Genomic DNA, 19527 nt, shown 5'->3' on the forward strand with positions numbered 1-19527 from the left:
CTCAGTTGGTTTCGAGGTCGCGGCGGCGGAAGCCGAATGCTCCTGCCGCGCTGAGCAGCAACGCTACCGCCAGGGTGATCAGTACCGGAACGGCGTCGAACGACTGGGCCGGTACCAGCGGAATGTTGTCGAACGGGGAAAGGCTCATCAACCAGCCGGGGAACTTCAACGTCGCGCCGAACATCAGCACCACAACGCAATAAGCCATGGCCAACCAGGCCGCGGCGGTAGCTCTCGGCGCGAAACCGAAGAGGAACAGCGTGATCCCACCGAGCACCCAAACGGCCGGCAGATATACCAGTGCGGCCCCCGTCAGCGTCACCGCACGAGAGAGGTCGCCGGCCAGCAGACCGTAGGTGAGACCCATCCCGAAACCGCTCAGCGCGACCACAACCACGGATCCGGCCAGCATGATCACCGCATGGCCGGCAAGCCAGCGCAGCCGGGAGAGTTCTGTGGACAGCAGTGGTTCGGCCTGTCCCGCCGCTTCCTCCGACCGTGGGCGCAGGCCGGACGAGATCGTGTACGCCGAACCGATGATCGCCAGAATTGCCACGGCCATCGCGTAGAAGGCGTCGACCATACTGCCCATGTCCTGGCCGAGGATCTGGTTCAGGTCTATCTCGCCCAGCAGATCGTCGACGTCGTCGCCGATCGTGCCGAAGGCCAGGCCGGCGAAGAACATGCCGAGCGACCAGCCGATGAAGGCACCCCGTTGCAGCCGCCAGGCCAGGCCGAGAATTCCGTGCAGGGATTCGGTTGCCCGGGGCGGACCCGGCTTCGGCGGGATCAGTCCGGCACCGAAATCGCGCCGGTCCAGCACCCGTGCCGCGGCCACCCCTGTTCCGGCCGCCACGGCGACCGACAGGGCGGCGGGCCACCAGATCTCGCCGTCGTAGGGCCGCATCGCCTGGCCCCAGCCCAGCGGCGAGAACCAGGACAGTACCCCGTTGCCGACGTCACCGACAGCCCGTAACAAGTAGGAGACCGCGAGGACCGCACCGGTGATCGCGTAAGCGGTGCGGGTGCTCGCACTGAGCTGGGCAGCCAGCAATGCGACCGCACCGAACACCAGTCCGGCGCAGGTCGCTCCGGCACCCAGCGCGATCGACCCCGGTACCGGTAGTCCGTAGCTGATCAAGCTGAGCGCGATCGCCGCCCCCAGGACGATATTCGCGGCCACAGTCAGGATCGATGCGGCACTGGCCGGTGCGTAGCGGCCTACGACCCCGGACCGGATGAGTTCGTCCCGGCCGGACTCCTCGTTGGATCGGGTGTGCCGGCCGATGAGGAACATACTCATCAGCCCCGCTACCAGCATGCCGAACGCGCTGGACTGGAACGCGACCTGACCTTCCACCGTGTCCAGTACCCGCGGCGGCCCGGCCATGGCGATCATGGCGGCGTTACCGGACATACTGTCGGCCAGCGCGTCCAGTTCGGCCTGGTCCGGATAGGCGGCGTCGAGTGCGACCGCCTGCGACCAGTAGATCAGCGTATCGCCTACGATCCAGGCCACCATGGGCCAACGTTCGCGGCGCAACGCGAACCGGGTGAGGACACCGGTCCCGGTGAAGGTCCCCGCATATCGGGACGCGCTTCGCACCGTCATGATTCCGGTACCCCCGCCGCCGCGAGTTCGTCCCCGTAATGCCGGAGGAACAGTTCTTCCAATGTCGGCGGCTGGCTTGTCAGGGTGCGGATTCCGAACGGCGTGAGATGTTCCATGGCCGCGCCCAGATCGACGGTGTCCACCTGGAAGCGGACCCGTGTACCGTCGGCGATCAGATCGTGTACGCCTCGCAGTTCGTCCAAACCGGTTGCCGGGCGCTGAGTTTCGACATCGACGGAGGTGCGGGTGAGGTGGCGGAGGTCGGCGAGGGTGCCGGATTCGACCGCCCGGCCGTGCCGGATGATCGTCAGCCGGTCGCATAAAGCCTCGACCTGGGCAAGGATATGGCTGGACAGCAGAACCGTGCGTCCGGCGCGGCGCACCTCCTCCACACATTCCTGGAACACCGCCTCCATCAACGGATCCAGACCAGAGGTGGGTTCGTCGAGCAACAGCAGTTCCACATCGGAGGCCAGCGCCGCGACCAGCGCGACCTTCTGCCGGTTGCCCTTGGAGTAGGTCCGTCCCTTCTTCGTCGGATCCAGATCGAACCGTTCCAGTAGATCGGCGCGCCTGCTCTCGTCCAGGCCGCCGCGTAACCGGCCGAGCAGATCGATCACCTCGCCGCCGGTGAGGTTGGGCCACAGGTTCACATCGCCCGGTACGTAGGCCAGCCGGCGGTGGAGTTCAGCGGTCTGCGACCACGGGTCACCGCCGAGTAGCCGGACCGATCCGCCGTCGGCGCGTAAAAGCCCCAGCAGAACGCGGATGGTGGTGGATTTCCCGGCCCCGTTGGGGCCGAGGAAGCCGTGCACCTCACCGGGGGAGACCCGCAGGTCGAGACCGTCCAAGGCCCGGGTGCGGCCGAATGTCTTCACCAGACCGGTGATATCGATCGCGGCAGTCATGACAGCAGCCTATTCCGAATCCGCTGGTATTCGCGGGCTTTCCCGGCAGGGTTGCGGTACGTGCCGGACGGTCAGCCGGCGCGGTGCAGATCGAGGAAATCGCCGACCGGGCGGCGTGGTGTCGGGGGCGCAGCGGCGGTGGTGGGCGCGGTGCCGACGCGGACGACCACCTGCGGTACGGCGTGTTTCGGTAGCAGCGCCGCGATCGCGCGACGGCTCACCGGAACCTCGGTGATATGGGTCAGGGGGCACGTGGTCAGACCCGCCGCAGTGCATTCGAGCAGTAGCGAGGAGAGGGCTTCACCGGATCGGAGCCAGTGGCCGGGGCTGTCCGCGGCCGAACCGATCACCAGCAATCGGGACGCATCGGTGAGTTCGCCGCGCCGCAGCGACGGCGGTGCCGTCGGGAAGGCCCGGCCCACTCCCACCTGGGCGAGCTCCGCGGCCGAGACGAGTGCCGAGATCGGCACGCCGTCGGCGGGGGAGTCGTTCCCGGCCCACCAGTGCAGTTCGTTCAGATATTGCGGATCGTATTCCCGCAGCGCCGCCGACTGCGCGGAGGCGGCGGCCAGTCGTAGCCGGGCGGACGCCTCCAACACGTCCACGGTGACCTCGTGCGCTGTGGCCACCGCGCGCAGTGCGGGTTCCACGCGTTCCCAGTCGCGAGGCGGCAACATCGGCAACCGGTCGGTATAGCGGCGATCGATAGCCGCCGCATGGGCCCGGATCCTGTCGGAGACATCGCGCGCCGGCGCGAACTCGATCTCGGCGAGATGGTCGGACGCGGTATCGGGCAGGCGGGTCACCTCGGTGGCCCAGCCCGCGGCCGCGAAAGCGGTGCGGATGTGATCGAGCAGGGCGCCGCAGCTGATGATCAACTGGCGGCCCTGCGGATCCGCCGACGACAGCCGCCGGTAGGTATCGCCGTACAACTGCAGCCGGTGGCCGTCGAAGGACATCCGCCACGGTTGTGTGTTGTGCACCGAGGGCGCCCGGCGGGCGAGCGAAAGGGCAGCCTGCACCGTCGGATGATCGGGGACCCGAGCCGTGCCGATAGCGTCCATCTTCCGAGTCTGCCCGCCGTCGGCGCCGCTAACCAGCTGGTGGGCGGGATCCGGACCGAATCGTGGTACTCAGGGCATCGGGCCGATACCGGTGATCAAGGTTCGGTCACCGATTCGCATCGTCGTGACCAGTTGCGGGTTGTAGCCGAGGGGAGCGGACCCGGGCCGGTATTCGGTGATGGCCACTGTGTACTGGCCGACGAACGCACCCGGGGTGATCTGGATACAGTGCGTGGTTCCGGGCGGGATGCTGTCGATACCGTGCTGGATATCGGCGGCGGGCGGTATCGCGGACTCCGGAGCCACCAGGGTTCGGGCCTGCTCACCGGACCGCGCCACGTAGTACGCGTGCTGGAAACCGAAGATCGCCTCGGGCCCGGATCCGGTACCGCCGGGACCGTTGCCCTGCACCGTATTGCCGGTCCGCTGGGCCGGGCAGTTCGGGTCGGAGGCCGGTACTCCGGCCCCCGGGGTACCGAACACACCCGGTTCGGTCGCCGCGGGCGTGGCGGTGGCCGGTTCGTCGGCGCCGACCACCGCGAACTGAACGTATGCGGCGGCGGCGAGCGCCGCGACCGCGGCGGCACCCAGCAGCACCGGAACCAGCCGGGTTCGTCCCGGTGGGGCGCTGGGTCGGGCCGGTACCGGTGGGGTCGCTTCGCGGGGTGCCAGACGCTCCCGCAGCCGTTGCCGCGCGGAGGACGGACCCGTGGCGTCAGGACCCGGTATTCCATCGCCGGCCGACTCCGCGTTTCCGGCGGCGGGGACGTGGTCGCCAGGTGTGGCCGGGTACCCCGGCCTGGGCTCAGGAGACACCGGATCCGCGGGTTCGCCTCCGGGTCTGGGTGGATACCCATCGGAGGTCATCATCCAGTCCGACCAATCGCCGACGTAGTGGTGATCGGCGGGACCCGCGGGCACGGGGCCGGGATCGGCCGGGTCCCCGTGCCCGGGTCGCGGGTCCGGGTCCTCGAATCCGGAGAAGTCGGACCGGTTCGGGTAGCCGGCGCCGCCCGGATGGCCGGCGGCACGACCGGGATGGGTGGAGAAGTACTCCTCACCGGCGCCGTGCCCCGGCGGTGGTCGATCCATGGCGCGGCCCCCTTCGGCGATTCACTGCGCGCGATGCTTCCACTGTTCTAGTGGATGCACCGGGTGCCGCGCAGCCCAGGGGCCGCGACAACTCACCAGTGAACATTCACAGGATCGCCGATTCCGACGTTCTCGTAGTACCAGGAGGCGTCGGCGGGAGCCAGATTGATACAGCCGTGGCTGACATTGGAATTCCCCTGTTGATCCACCGACCAGGGCGCGGAATGGACGTAGACACCGCCCCAGGTGAGGCGTTCGGCCCATTCGCCGTCGATCAGATAACCCTCCGGCGAATCCAGCGGAATCCCGATCGTGCGCGAATCGAAGATGATGTTGCGGGCCTTCTCCAGGACCGGATATACCCCGGTCGGGGTCTCGTAGCCGGGTTTACCCATGGAGGCAGGCATGGTCCGTACCACCTGGCCGCCGATGCTGACGGTGAAGGTGTGCGTGGACATGTTCGCGTCGGCGATCAAACCGCCGTTCGTCTGGAACTGGGTGCGCTGATCACCGAAATTCACGGTGAACGTCGTATTCGCCGGCAGGTATCCGCTGGGGGTCCAGGTCAGTTCCCGGTCACCGCGCCAGGCGTAGGTACCGGGCAGCGGTGCACCGGCGGTGACCGACAGCGTTTTCTCGGCCCGGGCGCGATCGGCGACCGCGTCCGGGAACCGGACGGTAACTGGATGGGCGATCCCCACGACGGCGCCGTCGGCCGGAACGACCGAGGCAGTGGGTGCGGGGCTGGGTACGTCGCCGGTCATGGCGTTCGCCCCGGCTGGGACGACGATCACCGACAGTGCGATCGCGAGTGCCAGAAAAACGTGCCGGACAACAATATTCATGGTTCCACCCCTTACGGAGGACTGGTGGACAGACGTCCATCCTAAGGGGCCATGATCAACTGAACCAGCCAGGATACCGTCCTGGCACCCGTTTGCGATGTTGACACACCGGGCGATTGCTATTCGGTGACAAGTTTCCAATCATCGGGCAACCCGTGGACATGCATCGTTGTCCCCTCGGCGTGAATACTGACCGTCGCCGGGCCCAGCCGTAGATCGGTCAGGCCCACTTTGCCCCATTCCCGCGGGAGCTGCGGTGTCACCCGCAGGGTCCGATGCGGCGCGCAGGGCGACAGGCCGAGGAACGAGCGCACCAGCAGCAGCGGTGCGGCGCTGGCCCAGGCCTGGGGGGAGCAGGAGGTCGGGTAGGGGACCGGTGACCGGAACTCGGTTCGGGCGAACCCGCAGAACAGCTCGGGTAGCCGCCCGCCGAACTCACCGGCCGCGTCGAGCAGTCCGGTGGTGAGCCGTTCGGCCAGTTCGCTCGCGCCCGGGATATGGCGATATCGCAACAGTCCGGCCACGGCGATGGCGGTGTCGTGCGGCCATACGGATCCGTTGTGATAGCTCATCGGGTTGAAGGCGCCCATGGAGGACGCCAGCGTACGCAACCCGAAACCGCTGTCCATGGCTACATCGGCGAGCCGCTCGACGAGTTCGGCGGCGCGTTCGTCGGAGACGATGCCGGTCCACAGGCATTGCGCGGCATTACTGGTCAATGCGTCGACCTGGTTCTTCTGGCCGTCCAAGGCGATCGCGTACCAGCCGTTCTTGGCGACCCAGAAGGCCTCGTCGAACCGGTCCTTGAGGTTCTCGGCCTGTTCGCGCAGGCGGGTGGCGGTACCGGTATCGCCGAAGTGCTCGGCGAGCTGGGCGCGGGCCAGCCGGGCCGCGTACACATACCCCTGCACCTCGCAGAGGGCGATGGACGGTTCCGCCAGATGCCCGGTCGCGTCGTTGATGGAGTCGAAGCTGTCCTTCCAGCCCTGGTTGCTCAGGCCGCGATCGGTTTTCCGGCGGTATTCGACGAAACCGTCTCCGTCGGCGTCGCCGTATTCGTCGATCCAGGCGAGGGCCGCGTCGGCGGCCGGGAGCAGTTCCCGCACCACGGCGTCACCGGCGCCCCAGCGCCAGCATTCGGCCAGCAGCATGACGAACAAGGGGGTCGCGTCGACCGACCCGTAGTACACGGTGCCGCCGAGTACCTGTCCGCTGGCCGGGCCGTGCCGCATTTCGTGCATGATGCGGCCCGGCTCCTCCTCGGTGATCGGATTGACCTTCGTCCCCTGCAGATCCGCCAGCCGCCGCAGCGTGCCGACGGCCAGGGCCGAATCCAGCGGGAGTGCCATCCACGAGGTGATCAGGCTGTCCCGGCCGAAAAGAGCCATGAACCAGGGCGCGCCCGCGGCGACGTAGGCCGGGGCGCCGTCGGTACTGCCGTCGATACGCAGGGCGCCCAGATCACTCTCGGTGCGCTGCAGGACCTCCGACAACGCCGGATCGGTGGCCGTCAGATCGGTGGCGGTGGCCCGCCACGCCTTGAGCCGGCTGATCGGGCTGTCCTCGTCGTCACCGAAAGCCATCTGCACCCTGCGGTGCGATATCACCGGCTGGGCCAGGATCTCGGTATCCCACCGGCCCCGGGCCGGCACCACCACCTGCCAGGTGATGGTGCCGGGCAGCATGACCGCCCCGGCCGTCGCGCTGATGGTCAGGCCACGACCGGGTTCGTTGTGGTCGGTCAGGTGCAGATCACCGTCGCTGGCGTTGTGCTCGGCACCGCCGCCGTGATTGCGGCCCTCCTTGACCGCGAAGAGATCCGCGAAATCGGAGTCGACGAACAAGGTTATGGTCATCGCCGTGTCCTCGTGGCCGAGGTTGTGCACGGAGATGGCCTCCTTGAGGCCGTTGCCGATGAGCCGCCGGCGCACCACGAGCACGGTACTGTCGGCGACCCCGGCGCGCGGCGGTTTGCGCAGGATGAACCGGCCCTTGAACGCCTCCGGCGTGAGCACCGTGAGATGTTCGGCGGGTTGGCCGTCCAGGCGCAGTTCCCAGCGGGAGATCACCCGCGAATCACGGTAGAACAGGCCTTGCGAAGTACCGGAATGGATATCGCCGAGTGGGTCGGACAAGCAGAAAGTGCTCGCCTCGACCAGGGTGACCGTCCCCCCGCCGCCGTTGACGGCGGCGGGCTGGCCGGAGTTGAGAATTCTCGGCGGTGCGTTCATGCCCTACTCCATACCGGTGTCGTGCCGGCGTCGGCGCGGATCGCGGGTACCGCGTTGCGGCGCGTACCGACGGCGGTCAATGCCTGCCCCATGCTGTGGGCTTCGTCCCACGCATCGAGTATGCGGTAATAAGCGGCTTCGTAGCCCGCACCGAGCTGATCGACGCCGAAATAATCCTCGACACGGCGCCGGCAGGCATGGGGATCGAGTTCGCTCGCCTTGGCGATCGCGGCCGGTAATTCGTCCGGATGGTCGCAGAGGATGCCGGTGACACCGTCTTCGACGACCTCCTCCACCGCACCGCCGCGCAGCGCCACCACCGGTGTGCCGCAGGCCATCGCCTCGATCATCACGATGCCGAACGGCTCTTCCCACTGGATCGGGAACAACAGGCAGCGCGCACCCGCGAGCAGTTCTCGTTTCGCGACCGCGTCCGCTTCCCCGAAGACGTGGTCGGTATCGGTGAGCAGCGGTTCGATTTCCTTGGCGAAGAACGCCTTTTCGGGCGGCTCGTTGCATTTACCGGCCAGGATGAGCTTGATACCGGCCTCGTGCGCGGCGTGCAGGGCGAGATGCGGCCCCTTGTAGGAGGCGTAGCGGCCGAGGAACAGTGCGTAGTCCTGCTTCTCGGTGCGGAACGGCCATTCACTGGGGCGCAGCGCATTGTGGACTCGGCCGATCCAGTTGAAACTCGGCGCCAGTTCCCGCTGCCGGTCGCTGATCGCGACGAGGCGGGTGTGCTCGTCGAGCGCGCCGTAGTACTCCCACATATCGTTGTCGACCGGCCCGTGCACGGTGACCGCGGTCGGAATACCCAGGTTCTCGTAGGCGGGGGCATTCAGCGGGCCGGCGAAAGTATGGTCGTGGATGATGTCGATATGCCGGGAGCGGGCCAGTTTCTCCACCATGCGGCGCACCTTCAGCGCGTTGACGACCTCGGGGAACGGGTCGCCCAGCCGCTCGGCCTGGGTGGTCTCCCAGACCGGTACGAATTCAGCCTCCGTACCGGGCTTTCCGGCGCCGAGTAGCGTCACCCGGTGCCCGCGCGCGACGAGGGTGTCGGCGAGTTCGGCCACTACCGCCTCGACACCGCCGTAACCGGCCGGGGGAACATCGAAGTACGGGGGCGCGACCAGGACGATGTTCAGCGGGTGGTTACGTCCGGCTCCGCCGAACCGGGCGCGCCGGGGTTTTCGCGCCGGAGTATCCGATTCGGATTCCTCATTCGTGAATATGGTGCTCAACTTTCCCTCCTCGATTAGTGGCCACACGACATGTGCCGATCGCCGCCCGGCCAATGGGTGGAGCTGATCAAGAACCATTCGTTGAGAGCGCGGTGAAGCTAATGGAAGCACGCCGGAATACGCCGGCGGGCAGAAAGAGACGCGCAGGCGGGGTTACCTATCCGCCGCGCGGGAATCAATCGCCGCGATGGGCCGAGCGGCCGGGCGAAATATCGGGATTGTGCCGGTCCGGTGGTGCGGCAAGAGCCAAGATCAGACCGGCATGTCTGCGAACCAGACATTCGGGAGAACAGAGTCTGTGGATATCGTGGGCGCGCCGGGCCTGGCCCGGTGTCAACGCGCCCGGATCCGCCGAGCAGTCGGCGATATTGGATAGGACTCCGTGTTCGGTGATGACATCGATACCCGGCTGAGGGACTTCCGCCGCCGCCGGCGCCGATGTGTACCCGATCCTCACCGTTACCTCCTGCACTCGTCGAGCTGGAGCAAACAGTTCCCCGGCCGCCGGTACCCCCGCCGGCCGGTCTAGCTGATGTCGCCTGGGTCGAGCGGTGGAGCAGGATGATTATCTCCGAACGCCGCCTATTCTACGCGTTCCGCGTTCTTCGTAGAATCTCGAATAATCCCAGTTCGGCATATACATGGTTAATTCGCGCGTGCTGATATGTGCACCTGTTTCAGCCGGTGCGGACCGTATGGAGCACTTCCTCGTGTAGCGAATCAGCGCGCGCCGTGATTTCCGAAATCCGGTCCAGCACCTGGGTGAATGCCGTGGTGCGGTCGGCCGGAAGTGAACCCAGATTGATCTCGATATTCAGTTGTGAGGTCACCGCGGCGGCCCGTGCCGCCGCACCGGCGGCGCCGATATCGGTGACTACATTCGTGTTTCCGATCGGCAGCAATTCGGCTGCCAGGGTCAGGATCCCGTCGGCCTCGTCGACCACGGCCGCGGGCACCCGCGCGGCTTCCAGCAGTGCGCTCTCGATCGCCGCGCCCCGGTCGGCCGATTCGCTGTCGGACTCCTTGGGCAGCTTGTAGGCCGCCCCCACCGCGGTGAAGGCGGCGGCGTCGGCATCGGCGAGGGCGAGGGCGCGATCGCGGGCCGCGTCGGCGGATTCGATGATCCGGTCGATGACCGGCCGATGTTCGGCGTCCTTGGCGCGGGTGGTGTACCGCGCGACCATGGCCACCAGTGCGGCACCCTGTGCGGCGTGCAGTGCGGCGACCGCGCCACCGCCCGGTGCGGGTAGCTTCGCCGCGAGTTCGCCCAGGTAGTCGCCGATCGGGGAGCTGCCGAAACCGGTGGCGGTGGGCTGCGGCGACTGGGTGGGCTGCGACACGATCAGGCCTTTCTCGACACGATAGCTCGAAGTTAGCTGTACTGCGCACGATGTTGCTGCCTTCAACCTACCGCGTCACCCGGCGTGGCCGATGCCGGGCCACCCCGTAGCCGGGTTTATGTTGAGGGCATGCGGATCGGATTGAGTATCAATTATTCGGGCGGCTTCACCGAGGCCGCGGCCGAAGTGGCCGATTTGGAGCGGGCCGGACTGGATATCGTGTTCGTTCCCGAGGCGTACTCGTTCGACGCGGTGAGCGCCCTGGGATACCTCGCGGCCAAGACCTCCCGGCTACAACTGGCCTCGGGAATCATGCAGCTCTACACCCGGACACCCACACTCACCGCGATGACCGCGGCGGGACTGGATTTCGTGTCCGACGGCCGCTTCGTGCTGGGGCTCGGCGCCTCGGGCCCGCAGGTCATCGAGGGCTTTCACGGTGTTCCCTACGACGCGCCGATCGGGCGGACTCGCGAACTCGTGGAGATCTGCCGCAAAGTGTGGCGACGGGAACGGCTGACCTACCAGGGCAAGTACTACCAGATCCCGTTGCCCGAGGGCGCGGGCACCGGACTCGGTAAACCGCTGAAACTCATCAACCACCCGGTACGGGAACGGATTCCGGTGCTTCTCGCCGCGCTCGGCCCGAAGAATGTCGCCCTGGCGGCGGAGGTCGCGGAGGGCTGGCAGCCGATCTTCTTCCTGCCCGAACGCGCCGACGCGGTCTTCGGTGACGCCCTGCGCGCCGGGAAGGAACGGCGCGCACCCGAACTCGGCACGCTCGACGTCTATGCCGGTCCGGCCCTGGCCATCGGGGAGAACGTCGAACCGCTGCTGGAGTTCGTGAAACCCATGCTCGCGCTCTATATCGGTGGTATGGGCGCAAAGGGGAAGAACTTCTACCACACCCTCGCCACCAAGTACGGCTACGGCGCCGAGGCCGACCGGATCCAGGAGCTGTACCTGGCCGGGAAGAAGGACGAGGCGACCGCGGCGGTGCCCGATCAGCTGGTCCGGGATGTTTCGCTGATCGGACCCGCGGGGTATGTCAAGGAGCGGATCGCCGCGTTCGCCGAAGCCGGGGTCACGGTGCTCAATGTCGCGCCGCTGGCCGCGACACCGGCCGAACGGGTCGCGCTGATCGAACAATTGCGCACCCTCTGCGACTGACCGGGCCGGGACTCCTGGATGCCGCCGGTTCGATCGCCCCGGGTAACTCGGAAGCGATGCCGGTCCGGCGGCCCCAGGCCGGCGGCTCAGTTGTCCCGGAAACGCGCGAGCGCGTCGTCCAGGGTGGTGTGTAGATCGAAGACCGTGTCCAGTGCCGTCATCTTGAGCTGGCGGCTGGTGGCCGGGCCCTCGGCGACCAGGGCGATGGTCGTCTTGTCTCCGGCTCGCTGATGTGCGGCGACCAGCGCGGCCATTCCGGCCGAGGCCAGGAAGCTCACGGCGGCCAGATCGACGACCAGCTGGGCCGGTCCCGCGTCGAGTGCCGCGTCGATCGCGGTCTCCAGGGCGGGGGCCGTGGCGAGATCGACCTCCCCGGTCACCGTGAGCACGGTGACGCCGTCGTGGTCGGCGACCGAAGTCGTCATCGTATCCGTGAGTGGGTTCGCGTCTGGAGAAGAGTTCGTCACATCGTCACAATCTGCCATGAGCCTCTCGACCTCGCTGCATCGAGCCCCCGCGGGACCGGTTGTTCGTCCCGCGCAGGGCGCTGGCCACCGGGAACGTTATCGCCGGCAGGGTCACCGACATCCGGACACGCGTTCCGGGCCCCGGATGATCGATTTCGAGTTCCTCGGTGAGTGCCCGCATCATATCGATTCCCCGGCCCCGTGGTCCCGGATCGGCCGGGCGGGGACGCCAGGTTCCGGTATCGGTCGACTCGATAACGACCCTGTCGCCGTCGCATTCGGCGGTGAGCATCACCCGGTCCGTCTCCGCGGCGCCCTCCAGATAGGCGTGCTCGATACTGTTGGTGCACGCCTCGTTGGTCGCCGCCACCAGATCGGCGGTCATATTGTGCGGTACTCCGGCGGCCGACAGCCAGGCCGTGAGGGTGCGACGCAGCATGGTCAGCCGGTCCGGCCGGGCCGGTAGGTCCAGCCGGAGTGGTTCGGGTGGCTGCCGATACACCACCATGGCGATATCGTCGTCGTACCCGCCCTCCGGGCGCAAGGCCGACAGCACCGAATCGGCCACCTCCCGGGGTAGCTTCGCCGCGGTATCGGCCAGGGTTACGGCGATCTTCGCGAAACCTTCGTCGATATCCTCGCCGCGACGTTCCACCAGCCCGTCGGTGAACAACACCAGGGTCGAGCCCGGCGGCAGCGGGGTGGTGGCCTCGGGACGCCGCGGCGTCTCGAAGGTCGCCAGCGGGACCGACCGGCCCCCCTCGAGCAGCCGCCCTGTCTTGTCGACATCGGCCAGGATGGGCGGCATATGGCCGGCGTTGCTGTAGCGGACCAGCCCGCGCACCGGATCCAGAACCGCCGCGCAGACAGTGGTGCAGAGAGCACCCGGAATCCGGGCCGCCACCGGGTCGAGCTCGGAGAGCAACTGGGCCGGTCCCGCACCCCGCAGCAGCAATGCCCGGGCCGCCGTCCGCAACTGACCCATCACTACGGCCGCGGACAGCCCACGACCCACGCAGTCGCCGACCACGACGCCTATGGTTCCGTCCGGTAGCGGCACCACGTCGTACCAATCACCACCGATCTCGAGCGGCGGCAGTGCCGGTTCGTAGTGCACCGAGAAACGGGGTGGGAGTTCGATCGGACCGAGCATCGCCCGCTGCAGGGTCAGCGAGGTGGAGCGGGCCTGGTCGAAGTTGCGTGCCCGCTGCACGGCCAGGCTCAAATGACCGATGAGCAGCGAGAAAAGCGTCCAATCGGCCGCGTCGACAACCCGTGGTACCGCGAAGCGCAACCACAGCGCCGAATCACCCGTTTCGCCCAGCGGGGCCACGATCCCCTCCGCGCTGCCCGTGCTCTCGGGGACGGCGATGAGCGTACGACCGGGGCGCAGGCGCGCGCGTTTGAGAATCGCCTCGGTGGCGGGTTCGAGTCCGGTCGACTCCGACGATCCGGTGGGCGGAGTCCCGGAGATATACACTTCCGGCGCCGCATGGCCGGCCCATACGGCCACGACCGCGGTTTCCGCGCCGACCGTCCGCCGCAGCTCGTCCAGCCCGACCTCGAGAACCTCGGCCACCGTGGTCTCCGCCGCGAGTGCCGTGGCCAGCCGGTTGGCGGCCTGGTCGCGGGCCTGGGCGTCGTGTTCGGCGGTGACATCGCGGACGGTACCGACGAATATATGTTCCTCGCCGTCCGGTTTCACCAGGGCGCTGGTACTCACCCCGATCCAGCGGCGCCGGCCGTCACGGTGCTGGATCGGTATGACGAAACGTGAGGCCTCGGTGCCCAGATCGGGGTAGCGCGGGCCCTCCGGGATCGCCCAGGGGTGTGGCAGGGAATAGGGGACTCCCGTCGCCCCGTAGCCGGTGAGCTCGCCGAATGCCTTGTTGACCTCGATCAGCGTGCCATGGGCGTCGGCGACGAAGAATCCGTCCTGCAGCGATTCCACCAGGGCCGTGCGGAATTCGTCGCGGCCCGCGAGATCGTCGGCGCGGGATCGTTGCTGTTCGTAGCGGCGGGTGCCGTCGAGGTAGCCGCGGGTGGCCACGTCCAGCGTGATCAGGGTCTGCAGGAGGAATTCGAGCGCGTTCTCGGCCAGTGGGGTGTCCGGGCGGGCGGAGGCGGCGGTGTCCTCCGGTTCACCCGCTTCGATCTGCACCTGCTTCGCGACCCGGAAGTGGTGCTCGGTGAGATCGAGCAGGCTGATTCCTTCGACCAGCGCGCGCCGGCCGAGTTCGTGGGCCTCGGCCAGCCCGTCGCGCTCGGGCGCGGCGAGATGGCGGCGCAGCGCGTCGGCATAGGCGTCCAGGAACGCCGCCAGTATCTCGCTCATGGTCTGCCCAAGGGGATCACGACGCTTCTCACTCGTGAGCGGCTCCATTCGAAACGCCACGCACCCGGGCGGCGAGCACGAGTGCGTCGTCGCTGTCCTTGGCGTGCCGGTCCACCAGTTCCCGGGCTATATCCGCCGTCGATTTCGCCAGGTCGATACCCGCGCCCGGTTCCACCGCCACGCCGTCGGTGGACATGAGCAGAAGATCACCCGGCCGCACTGTGACGGACTGTGGTTGCAGGGTGGGGGGCAGACGGTATCCGACGATTCCGCCGCTCTGCAGAACGGTGGCGCTGACCTGCGGCCCGGTCGGTCCCGCGGTGAGTACCAGGGAATCCACATTGCCGACCCCGAGCCACTGCGCCTCCTGTGTGCTGAACAGGGCCAGCGTCACGGCGGCACCGCGGGTGTCCGACATCGCCCGATGACACAGCACCATCAGCACATCCAACGGTTCGGCGCGATTCTCGGCGAGTACCCGGGACGCGCGATCCACCGCGGCGGCGGCGGCGGCGCCGTGGCCGAGACCGTCGAGCACCGCGAACAGTACCGAGCCGGTGCCGGTGTCCAGAACAACGCAGCGGTCCCCGGAAACATCCTGTCCGGGGAGGGCGCGGCCGGCCATTGCCCATTCGATCCGGCCGATGAACCCGTCCTCATGCACCGTGGGGTACCCACTTCCACATCTCGACCAACGTGCCCTGGCCGGGTGCGGAGTCGATGGCCATACCGTCCATCAGCCGTTTGGCGCCGGGTAGGCCCAAACCCAGGCCCAGGCCGGTGGAATAACCGTCTTCCATGGCCCGGGCGATATCGATGATGCCGGGTCCCTGATCTTTGGCCTGAACCACGAGAGCGCGACGTCCGTCGCGCTCGTCCACGTGCAGCCGGATCTCGCCACTGCCGGCGTAGCTGGTGATATTCCGCGCGACCTCGGAGATCGCGGTGGAGATCATGGTCCGGTCGGTGAGTGTGAAGCCGAGCTCCTCGGCCAGCTCCCGCCCGGCCTGACGTGCGGTCACGATGTCGTTCGACATCTTCACCGCGATTACCACCCGATCAGCGGCCACTGTCACGACCATCTCGGTGCTGGTGCCGGGCCGAAGCCTTCCGGTTCAGCCAAGCCAAGCCCTCCTCGAGGTCCAGTGCGGTGTGCATATCCTCGAAGGTGAGGCCGAGTTGCACCATAGCGAATGCGACCTCGGGCTGCAGCCCGACGATCACCGTCTCGGCGCCCCGCAGCTGTGTCATATGCGCGATCGTGCGCAAGGATCTGGCGGCAAAGGAATCCATCACGTCGATGGCCGTCACGTCGACGATGATGCCCTGCGCGCGGTATTTGCTGACCTGGTTCATCAGGTCGTCCTGCAGGCGCTCGGTATCGGCATCGGTCAGCGCGGACTGCACGGACGCGATCAGATATGTGCCCTGTTTGAGGATAGGTACTGGCATAACTGTTCCGTCAGCGCGAATCGCGTTCGCTGCGCTCGGTCACTCTGGACACTTCATAGCCCAGTAACCGCTCCGCTTCTTCGATACCGCCCTGCAGATCGCCGACCGCGTTCATCTTCGACAGATCGAGGCCGATGGTCACCAGTGTCAGCGCGATCTCCGAGGACAGGCCGGTCATGATGACGCTGGCACCCATCAGCCCGGAGGCGTCCACCGTCTGCACCAGGTGGTTGGCGACCGTGGAGTCGATATCGGGCACACCGGTGATATCGATGACGACCACCTTGGCTCGGTTGTTCCGGATCGCGCGCAGCAGCTGTTCGGTGAGCTGCCGGGCGCGCTGGCTGTCGAGCACGCCGATTATCGGCAGGATCAGCAGCTGTTCGCGCACCTGGAGAACCGGGGTGGACAGCTCGCGGATGGCCTCCTGCTGCTGCCGGATGACGCGCTCGCGCTCTTGGACGAAGGAAACACCCACGGTGTTGGCGATCCGGTTCGCGGCCGGTTCGTAGGCGTCGAGGACGGCATTGAGCAGTTCGAAATTCGACTGGTACTTCTCGAACAGCGAGCGGGCCAGCACATCGCGCAGCAGCAGCACCATGCCGAGGACCTCGTCGGTCTCGACCCCACGGGGAATGATGCGCTCGGACAGATCGCGGGCGTAGGCCTGCAGCGCTTCGACGCTGCCGGTCTCGAGCACCTCGACATAGTTGTCGTACACCGACGTGGCCTCGGAGAAGACCTCTTCGGGAGTCATGGCGGTGAGCAGCCGGGCCTCGGTTATTCGCCGCGCCCACTCCTCCCGCAGAGCGGTGCGGTTCTGGCGGAGGTGCTCGACGAGCTGCGGAAGCAGCTTGTCGACCGATACCTCGGCCAATGAGTCCGCCGAAAGGCCCATGGACACCTCGGACATGTAACTTGTGCCCCTTTCGACGGCGGTCCGGTACATCGTAGTTACTTCGGCGGTCGTGCCGATACCGAGCCTAGTCATACCCCTGCGGATACGCCGGTGAAACCTGCCGGTCCGGTTCATCCGGTGGTTGTGACCGGTTTCGCGTTCTGCGCGGCGAAACCCTGCTCCAATCCGGCCAGCGCACGATCGAGATAGACGGTCAGGTCGGCGTCCGCGCGGGCGAGCCAGGCATCGAACGCGGCCCGGGCGGCCGCCAGGGTGGTCCGGCCGACAGCCATCGGGATCAACGAGTCCGCGGATTCACCCAGCCGTGCCGCGGCGAATTCGCCGACCGCGCGCTCCCAGGCGTCGTAGTGGGTGCCCGCGGTCGCCGTCAGGGCGGGGACGTCGGCCACCAACTTCATCCGGGTACGCAGTTCGGGGACATCTTCGGCGCGATAGCGGTTGGCGTTGACCACCACGCGCCGGACGGCCGCCATCATCGGCTCGTCGGGAGCTACGGTCGCGAACGCGGCCCGCAACCCGCTGACCTCGTCGTCGAACGACGACCACAGCACCTCGGCCTTACCCGGGAAGTAGCGGAAGAAGGTACGGCCACTGATCCCGGCGGCGGCCGCGATCTGTTCGACGGTGGTCTCGTCGAACCCCTGCTCGCTGAACAACCGCATGGCGATCAGTTCGAGTGCGCGTTTGGTGGTGCCACGGGGGCGCCCCCGCGGATGCTGTGCCGTCACAGGAAGATTCTGTACGCAGGGACCCCGGTAATCCAACGTGGCCCGCGGGTGGACCCCGCGCGTCGGCGTGCCGAAGACACAGCTGTTGATTTTGTCAGTGGGTGACGTTAATGTCGGCGGCATGGCAGTGGCGGACCTCACATGGCCGGAGGCGGGTGACCTCGGTAACGGCGGGGCTCTGCTGGCGGTGCCGGTGGGGTCGACCGAGCAGCACGGGCCCCACCTGCCGTTATCCACCGATACCGACATGGCCGTCGCGCTGTGCGCCGGTCTGGCCGATCGCTGTCCGGATGCCCTCGTCGCACCGCCGGTGGCTTACGGCGCCAGCGGTGAGCACAGTGGTTTCCCCGGGACGCTCTCGATCGGGCAGGCGGCGCTGGAACTGCTGATCGTCGAACTGTGCCGTTCCGCCACCGACACCTTCGACCGGATCGTGCTGGTCAACGGTCACGGCGGGAATGTGGAGCCGCTACGCCGGGCGGTGACCCTGTTGCGTAGCGAATCCCGTGATATCCGGTTGTTCCTCCCTCGCTACGCCGGTGACGCCCATGCCGGCCGCACCGAAACCTCGCTGCAACTGAGTCTTTCACCGGATCGTGTCCGGATCGAGCGTGCCCGACCGGGCGATACCCGTCCACTGGCCGATGTGCTGCCGCAGTTGCGTGCCGGCGGGATCAAGGCTGTCAGTGCCAACGGGATCCTCGGTGACCCAACCGGCGCCACCGCGGCCGAGGGGGAGCGGCTGCTCACCGATCTCGTCTCTCAATTGTTCGAACAGGTCCGGCAATGGTGGCCGGAACCAGTGGAAAGGATCCGACCATGAACCCGTGGTTCGAAACCGTCGCCGAGGCTCATCGCCGGGCGAAGAAGCGGCTGCCGAAATCGGTGTACGGCGCCCTCGTCGCCGGCTCCGAGCGTGGCCAGACCATCGACGACAACCAGGCCGCGTTCGCCGAACTCGGTTTCGCCCCGCATGTCGCCGGGCCGATCGGCGAACGTGACCAGTCCACGACGGTACTGGGCCAGCAGATCTCGATGCCGGTGATCATCTCGCCGACGGGTGTCCAGGCCGTGCACCCGGACGGTGAGGTCGCGGTGGCGCGGGCCGCCGCCGCCCGCGGCACCGCGATGGGGCTGTCCTCGTTCGCGAGCAAATCCGTCGAGGAGGTCACCGCGGCCAACCCCACGACGTTCTTCCAGCTGTACTGGTGCGGCAGCAAGGACGATATCTCCGCGCGTATGGCGCGCGCGAAGGCGGCGGGCGCGGTAGGACTCATCCTCACGCTCGACTGGTCGTTCTCGCACGGCCGTGACTGGGGCTCGCCGGTGATCCCGGAGAAACTGGATCTGCGCACCATGGCGGGTTTCGCACCGCAGGTGATGACCAAACCGCGCTGGCTGACCCGCTACCTGCGGTCCGGCAGCCTCCCCGACCTCACCGCGCCCAATATGGCGCTCGGCGAGGCCCCCGCACCCGGATTCTTCGGGGCCTACGGCGAATGGATGGGCACCACCGCACCGGACTGGGCCGATGTCGCGTGGGTCTGCGAGCAATGGGACGGGCCGGTGATGCTCAAGGGTGTTATGCGGGTCGACGACGCGCGGCGCGCGGTCGACGCCGGTGTGGCCGCCATCTCGGTCTCCAACCACGGTGGCAACAACCTCGACGGCACCCCGGCGTCCATCCGCGCGCTGCCGGTGGTGGCCGATGCGGTCGGCCACGAGATCGAGATCCTGCTCGACGGCGGTATCCGGCGCGGCAGTGATGTGGTCAAGGCCGTGGCGCTCGGTGCGCGCGCGGTGATGATCGGCCGTGCCTACCTGTGGGGCCTGGCGGCGAACGGGCAGGCCGGGGTGGAGAACGTCCTGGACATCCTGCGCGGCGGGGTCGATTCCGCGCTGCTGGGGCTGCGCAAGACCTCGATCACCGAACTGGATCGCTCGGATATCGTGATCCCGGAGGGTTTCGAACGCCGGCTGGGCGTCGGCGAGCCGGCACCGTTGCGCGTTCCGGAATCGGCTGCCGAAGCGGTCTGACCATCGTCGGGTAGCCGTGGCGCGACACTGGAGACGTGAGTATCAAAACGGTGTCATCCAGGGTCGCGTACGAAAATCCGTGG

At 67.5% G+C, this 19527-nt stretch carries 19 protein-coding genes; 3 read left to right on the forward strand and 16 right to left on the reverse strand.

Annotated elements, in window-relative coordinates; genetic code table 11:
• Position 1: 1 nt before the first annotated feature.
• The 9 genes from ABZ827_RS01570 to ABZ827_RS01610 form a co-directional block, all read right to left on the reverse strand.
• On the reverse strand, positions 2-1612 hold the full coding sequence (locus ABZ827_RS01570) for an ABC transporter permease (protein ID WP_357231229.1): 1611 nt from the start codon (positions 1610-1612) through the stop codon (positions 2-4).
• Positions 1609-2520, reverse strand: a complete 912-nt coding sequence (locus ABZ827_RS01575) for an ABC transporter ATP-binding protein (protein WP_357231232.1) — start codon at positions 2518-2520, stop codon at positions 1609-1611. The genes ABZ827_RS01570 and ABZ827_RS01575 overlap by 4 nt, the downstream gene beginning before the upstream one ends.
• 71 nt (positions 2521-2591) lie before the next feature.
• Positions 2592-3584 carry a hypothetical protein gene (locus ABZ827_RS01580; RefSeq protein ID WP_357231235.1) on the reverse strand — a complete coding sequence of 331 codons (993 nt, stop codon included), beginning with the start codon at positions 3582-3584 and terminating at the stop codon, positions 2592-2594.
• Positions 3585-3653: 69 nt separating this feature from the next.
• On the reverse strand, positions 3654-4676 hold the full coding sequence (locus tag ABZ827_RS01585) for a hypothetical protein (protein ID WP_357231237.1): 1023 nt from the start codon (positions 4674-4676) through the stop codon (positions 3654-3656).
• 92 nt (positions 4677-4768) lie between these two features.
• Positions 4769-5521 carry a L,D-transpeptidase gene (locus tag ABZ827_RS01590; protein WP_357231240.1) on the reverse strand — a complete coding sequence of 251 codons (753 nt, stop codon included), beginning with the start codon at positions 5519-5521 and terminating at the stop codon, positions 4769-4771.
• 119 nt (positions 5522-5640) lie between these two features.
• Positions 5641-7752, reverse strand: coding sequence for a glycogen debranching N-terminal domain-containing protein (locus ABZ827_RS01595; RefSeq protein ID WP_357231243.1), 2112 nt, complete (start codon positions 7750-7752; stop codon positions 5641-5643).
• Positions 7749-8900, reverse strand: coding sequence for a glycosyltransferase family 4 protein (locus ABZ827_RS01600; RefSeq protein ID WP_357234366.1), 1152 nt, complete (start codon positions 8898-8900; stop codon positions 7749-7751). The genes ABZ827_RS01595 and ABZ827_RS01600 overlap by 4 nt, the downstream gene beginning before the upstream one ends.
• 271 nt (positions 8901-9171) lie before the next feature.
• Positions 9172-9453 (reverse strand): hypothetical protein, encoded by a 282-nt coding sequence (locus tag ABZ827_RS01605; RefSeq protein ID WP_357231246.1) that lies wholly within the window; start codon positions 9451-9453, stop codon positions 9172-9174.
• A gap of 220 nt (positions 9454-9673) precedes the next feature.
• Positions 9674-10336: a cyclodeaminase/cyclohydrolase family protein gene (locus ABZ827_RS01610; protein ID WP_357231249.1), complete on the reverse strand. Its 663-nt coding sequence runs from the start codon at positions 10334-10336 to the stop codon at positions 9674-9676.
• A gap of 129 nt (positions 10337-10465) precedes the next feature.
• On the opposite strand from ABZ827_RS01610, the gene ABZ827_RS01615 reads away from it, so the two are divergent.
• On the forward strand, positions 10466-11506 hold the full coding sequence (locus tag ABZ827_RS01615) for an LLM class F420-dependent oxidoreductase (RefSeq protein WP_357231252.1): 1041 nt from the start codon (positions 10466-10468) through the stop codon (positions 11504-11506).
• 86 nt (positions 11507-11592) lie between these two features.
• On the opposite strand, the gene ABZ827_RS01620 is transcribed toward ABZ827_RS01615, so the two are convergent.
• The 7 genes from ABZ827_RS01620 to mftR form a co-directional block, all read right to left on the reverse strand.
• Entirely contained in the window at positions 11593-11931 is a 339-nt protein-coding gene (locus tag ABZ827_RS01620) for an STAS domain-containing protein (RefSeq protein ID WP_357231255.1), read from the reverse strand.
• A 46-nt stretch (positions 11932-11977) separates the two neighbouring features.
• Positions 11978-14308, reverse strand: coding sequence for a SpoIIE family protein phosphatase (locus tag ABZ827_RS01625; protein WP_357231258.1), 2331 nt, complete (start codon positions 14306-14308; stop codon positions 11978-11980).
• Between the two features lie 28 nt (positions 14309-14336).
• Positions 14337-14972: a SpoIIE family protein phosphatase gene (locus ABZ827_RS01630; protein WP_357231261.1), complete on the reverse strand. Its 636-nt coding sequence runs from the start codon at positions 14970-14972 to the stop codon at positions 14337-14339.
• Positions 14965-15378, reverse strand: coding sequence for an anti-sigma regulatory factor (locus tag ABZ827_RS01635; RefSeq protein ID WP_357231264.1), 414 nt, complete (start codon positions 15376-15378; stop codon positions 14965-14967). Before ABZ827_RS01635 ends, ABZ827_RS01630 begins: the two co-directional genes overlap by 8 nt.
• Complete coding sequence (locus ABZ827_RS01640; protein ID WP_357231267.1) at positions 15368-15760, reverse strand: STAS domain-containing protein; 393 nt, start codon at positions 15758-15760, stop codon at positions 15368-15370. The genes ABZ827_RS01635 and ABZ827_RS01640 overlap by 11 nt, the downstream gene beginning before the upstream one ends.
• A gap of 10 nt (positions 15761-15770) precedes the next feature.
• Positions 15771-16673 (reverse strand): STAS domain-containing protein, encoded by a 903-nt coding sequence (locus tag ABZ827_RS01645; RefSeq protein WP_280399396.1) that lies wholly within the window; start codon positions 16671-16673, stop codon positions 15771-15773.
• 116 nt (positions 16674-16789) lie between these two features.
• Positions 16790-17407 carry a mycofactocin system transcriptional regulator gene (gene mftR / locus ABZ827_RS01650; protein WP_357231271.1) on the reverse strand — a complete coding sequence of 206 codons (618 nt, stop codon included), beginning with the start codon at positions 17405-17407 and terminating at the stop codon, positions 16790-16792.
• Between the two features lie 121 nt (positions 17408-17528).
• Between mftR and mftE the strand changes: the two genes are divergently transcribed.
• Positions 17529-18230, forward strand: a complete 702-nt coding sequence (gene mftE, locus ABZ827_RS01655; RefSeq protein ID WP_357231274.1) for a mycofactocin biosynthesis peptidyl-dipeptidase MftE — start codon at positions 17529-17531, stop codon at positions 18228-18230.
• Positions 18227-19444 carry a pre-mycofactocin synthase MftD gene (gene mftD / locus ABZ827_RS01660; RefSeq protein WP_357231277.1) on the forward strand — a complete coding sequence of 406 codons (1218 nt, stop codon included), beginning with the start codon at positions 18227-18229 and terminating at the stop codon, positions 19442-19444. The genes mftE and mftD overlap by 4 nt, the downstream gene beginning before the upstream one ends.
• The last annotated feature ends 83 nt before the right edge of the window (positions 19445-19527 follow it).

Source organism: Nocardia sp. NPDC019395, assembly GCF_040632335.1.
Classification (GTDB): Bacteria; Actinomycetota; Actinomycetes; order Mycobacteriales; family Mycobacteriaceae; genus Nocardia.

Excerpts from the sequence above, each read along its gene's own strand:
- ABZ827_RS01570 (WP_357231229.1), bottom strand. The coding sequence starts at position 1,612 with ATGACGGTGCGAAGCGCGTCCCGATATGCGGGGACCTTCACCGGGACC.
- ABZ827_RS01575 (WP_357231232.1), bottom strand. The coding sequence starts at position 2,520 with ATGACTGCCGCGATCGATATCACCGGTCTGGTGAAGACATTCGGCCGC.
- ABZ827_RS01580 (WP_357231235.1), bottom strand. The coding sequence starts at position 3,584 with ATGGACGCTATCGGCACGGCTCGGGTCCCCGATCATCCGACGGTGCAG.
- ABZ827_RS01585 (WP_357231237.1), bottom strand. The coding sequence starts at position 4,676 with ATGGATCGACCACCGCCGGGGCACGGCGCCGGTGAGGAGTACTTCTCC.
- ABZ827_RS01590 (WP_357231240.1), bottom strand. The coding sequence starts at position 5,521 with ATGAATATTGTTGTCCGGCACGTTTTTCTGGCACTCGCGATCGCACTG.
- ABZ827_RS01595 (WP_357231243.1), bottom strand. The coding sequence starts at position 7,752 with ATGAACGCACCGCCGAGAATTCTCAACTCCGGCCAGCCCGCCGCCGTC.
- ABZ827_RS01615 (WP_357231252.1), top strand. The coding sequence starts at position 10,466 with ATGCGGATCGGATTGAGTATCAATTATTCGGGCGGCTTCACCGAGGCC.
- ABZ827_RS01620 (WP_357231255.1), bottom strand. The coding sequence starts at position 11,931 with ATGACGACTTCGGTCGCCGACCACGACGGCGTCACCGTGCTCACGGTG.
- ABZ827_RS01625 (WP_357231258.1), bottom strand. The coding sequence starts at position 14,308 with ATGAGCGAGATACTGGCGGCGTTCCTGGACGCCTATGCCGACGCGCTG.
- ABZ827_RS01640 (WP_357231267.1), bottom strand. The coding sequence starts at position 15,760 with ATGCCAGTACCTATCCTCAAACAGGGCACATATCTGATCGCGTCCGTG.
- ABZ827_RS01645 (WP_280399396.1), bottom strand. The coding sequence starts at position 16,673 with ATGTCCGAGGTGTCCATGGGCCTTTCGGCGGACTCATTGGCCGAGGTA.
- mftE (WP_357231274.1), top strand. The coding sequence starts at position 17,529 with ATGGCAGTGGCGGACCTCACATGGCCGGAGGCGGGTGACCTCGGTAAC.
- mftD (WP_357231277.1), top strand. The coding sequence starts at position 18,227 with ATGAACCCGTGGTTCGAAACCGTCGCCGAGGCTCATCGCCGGGCGAAG.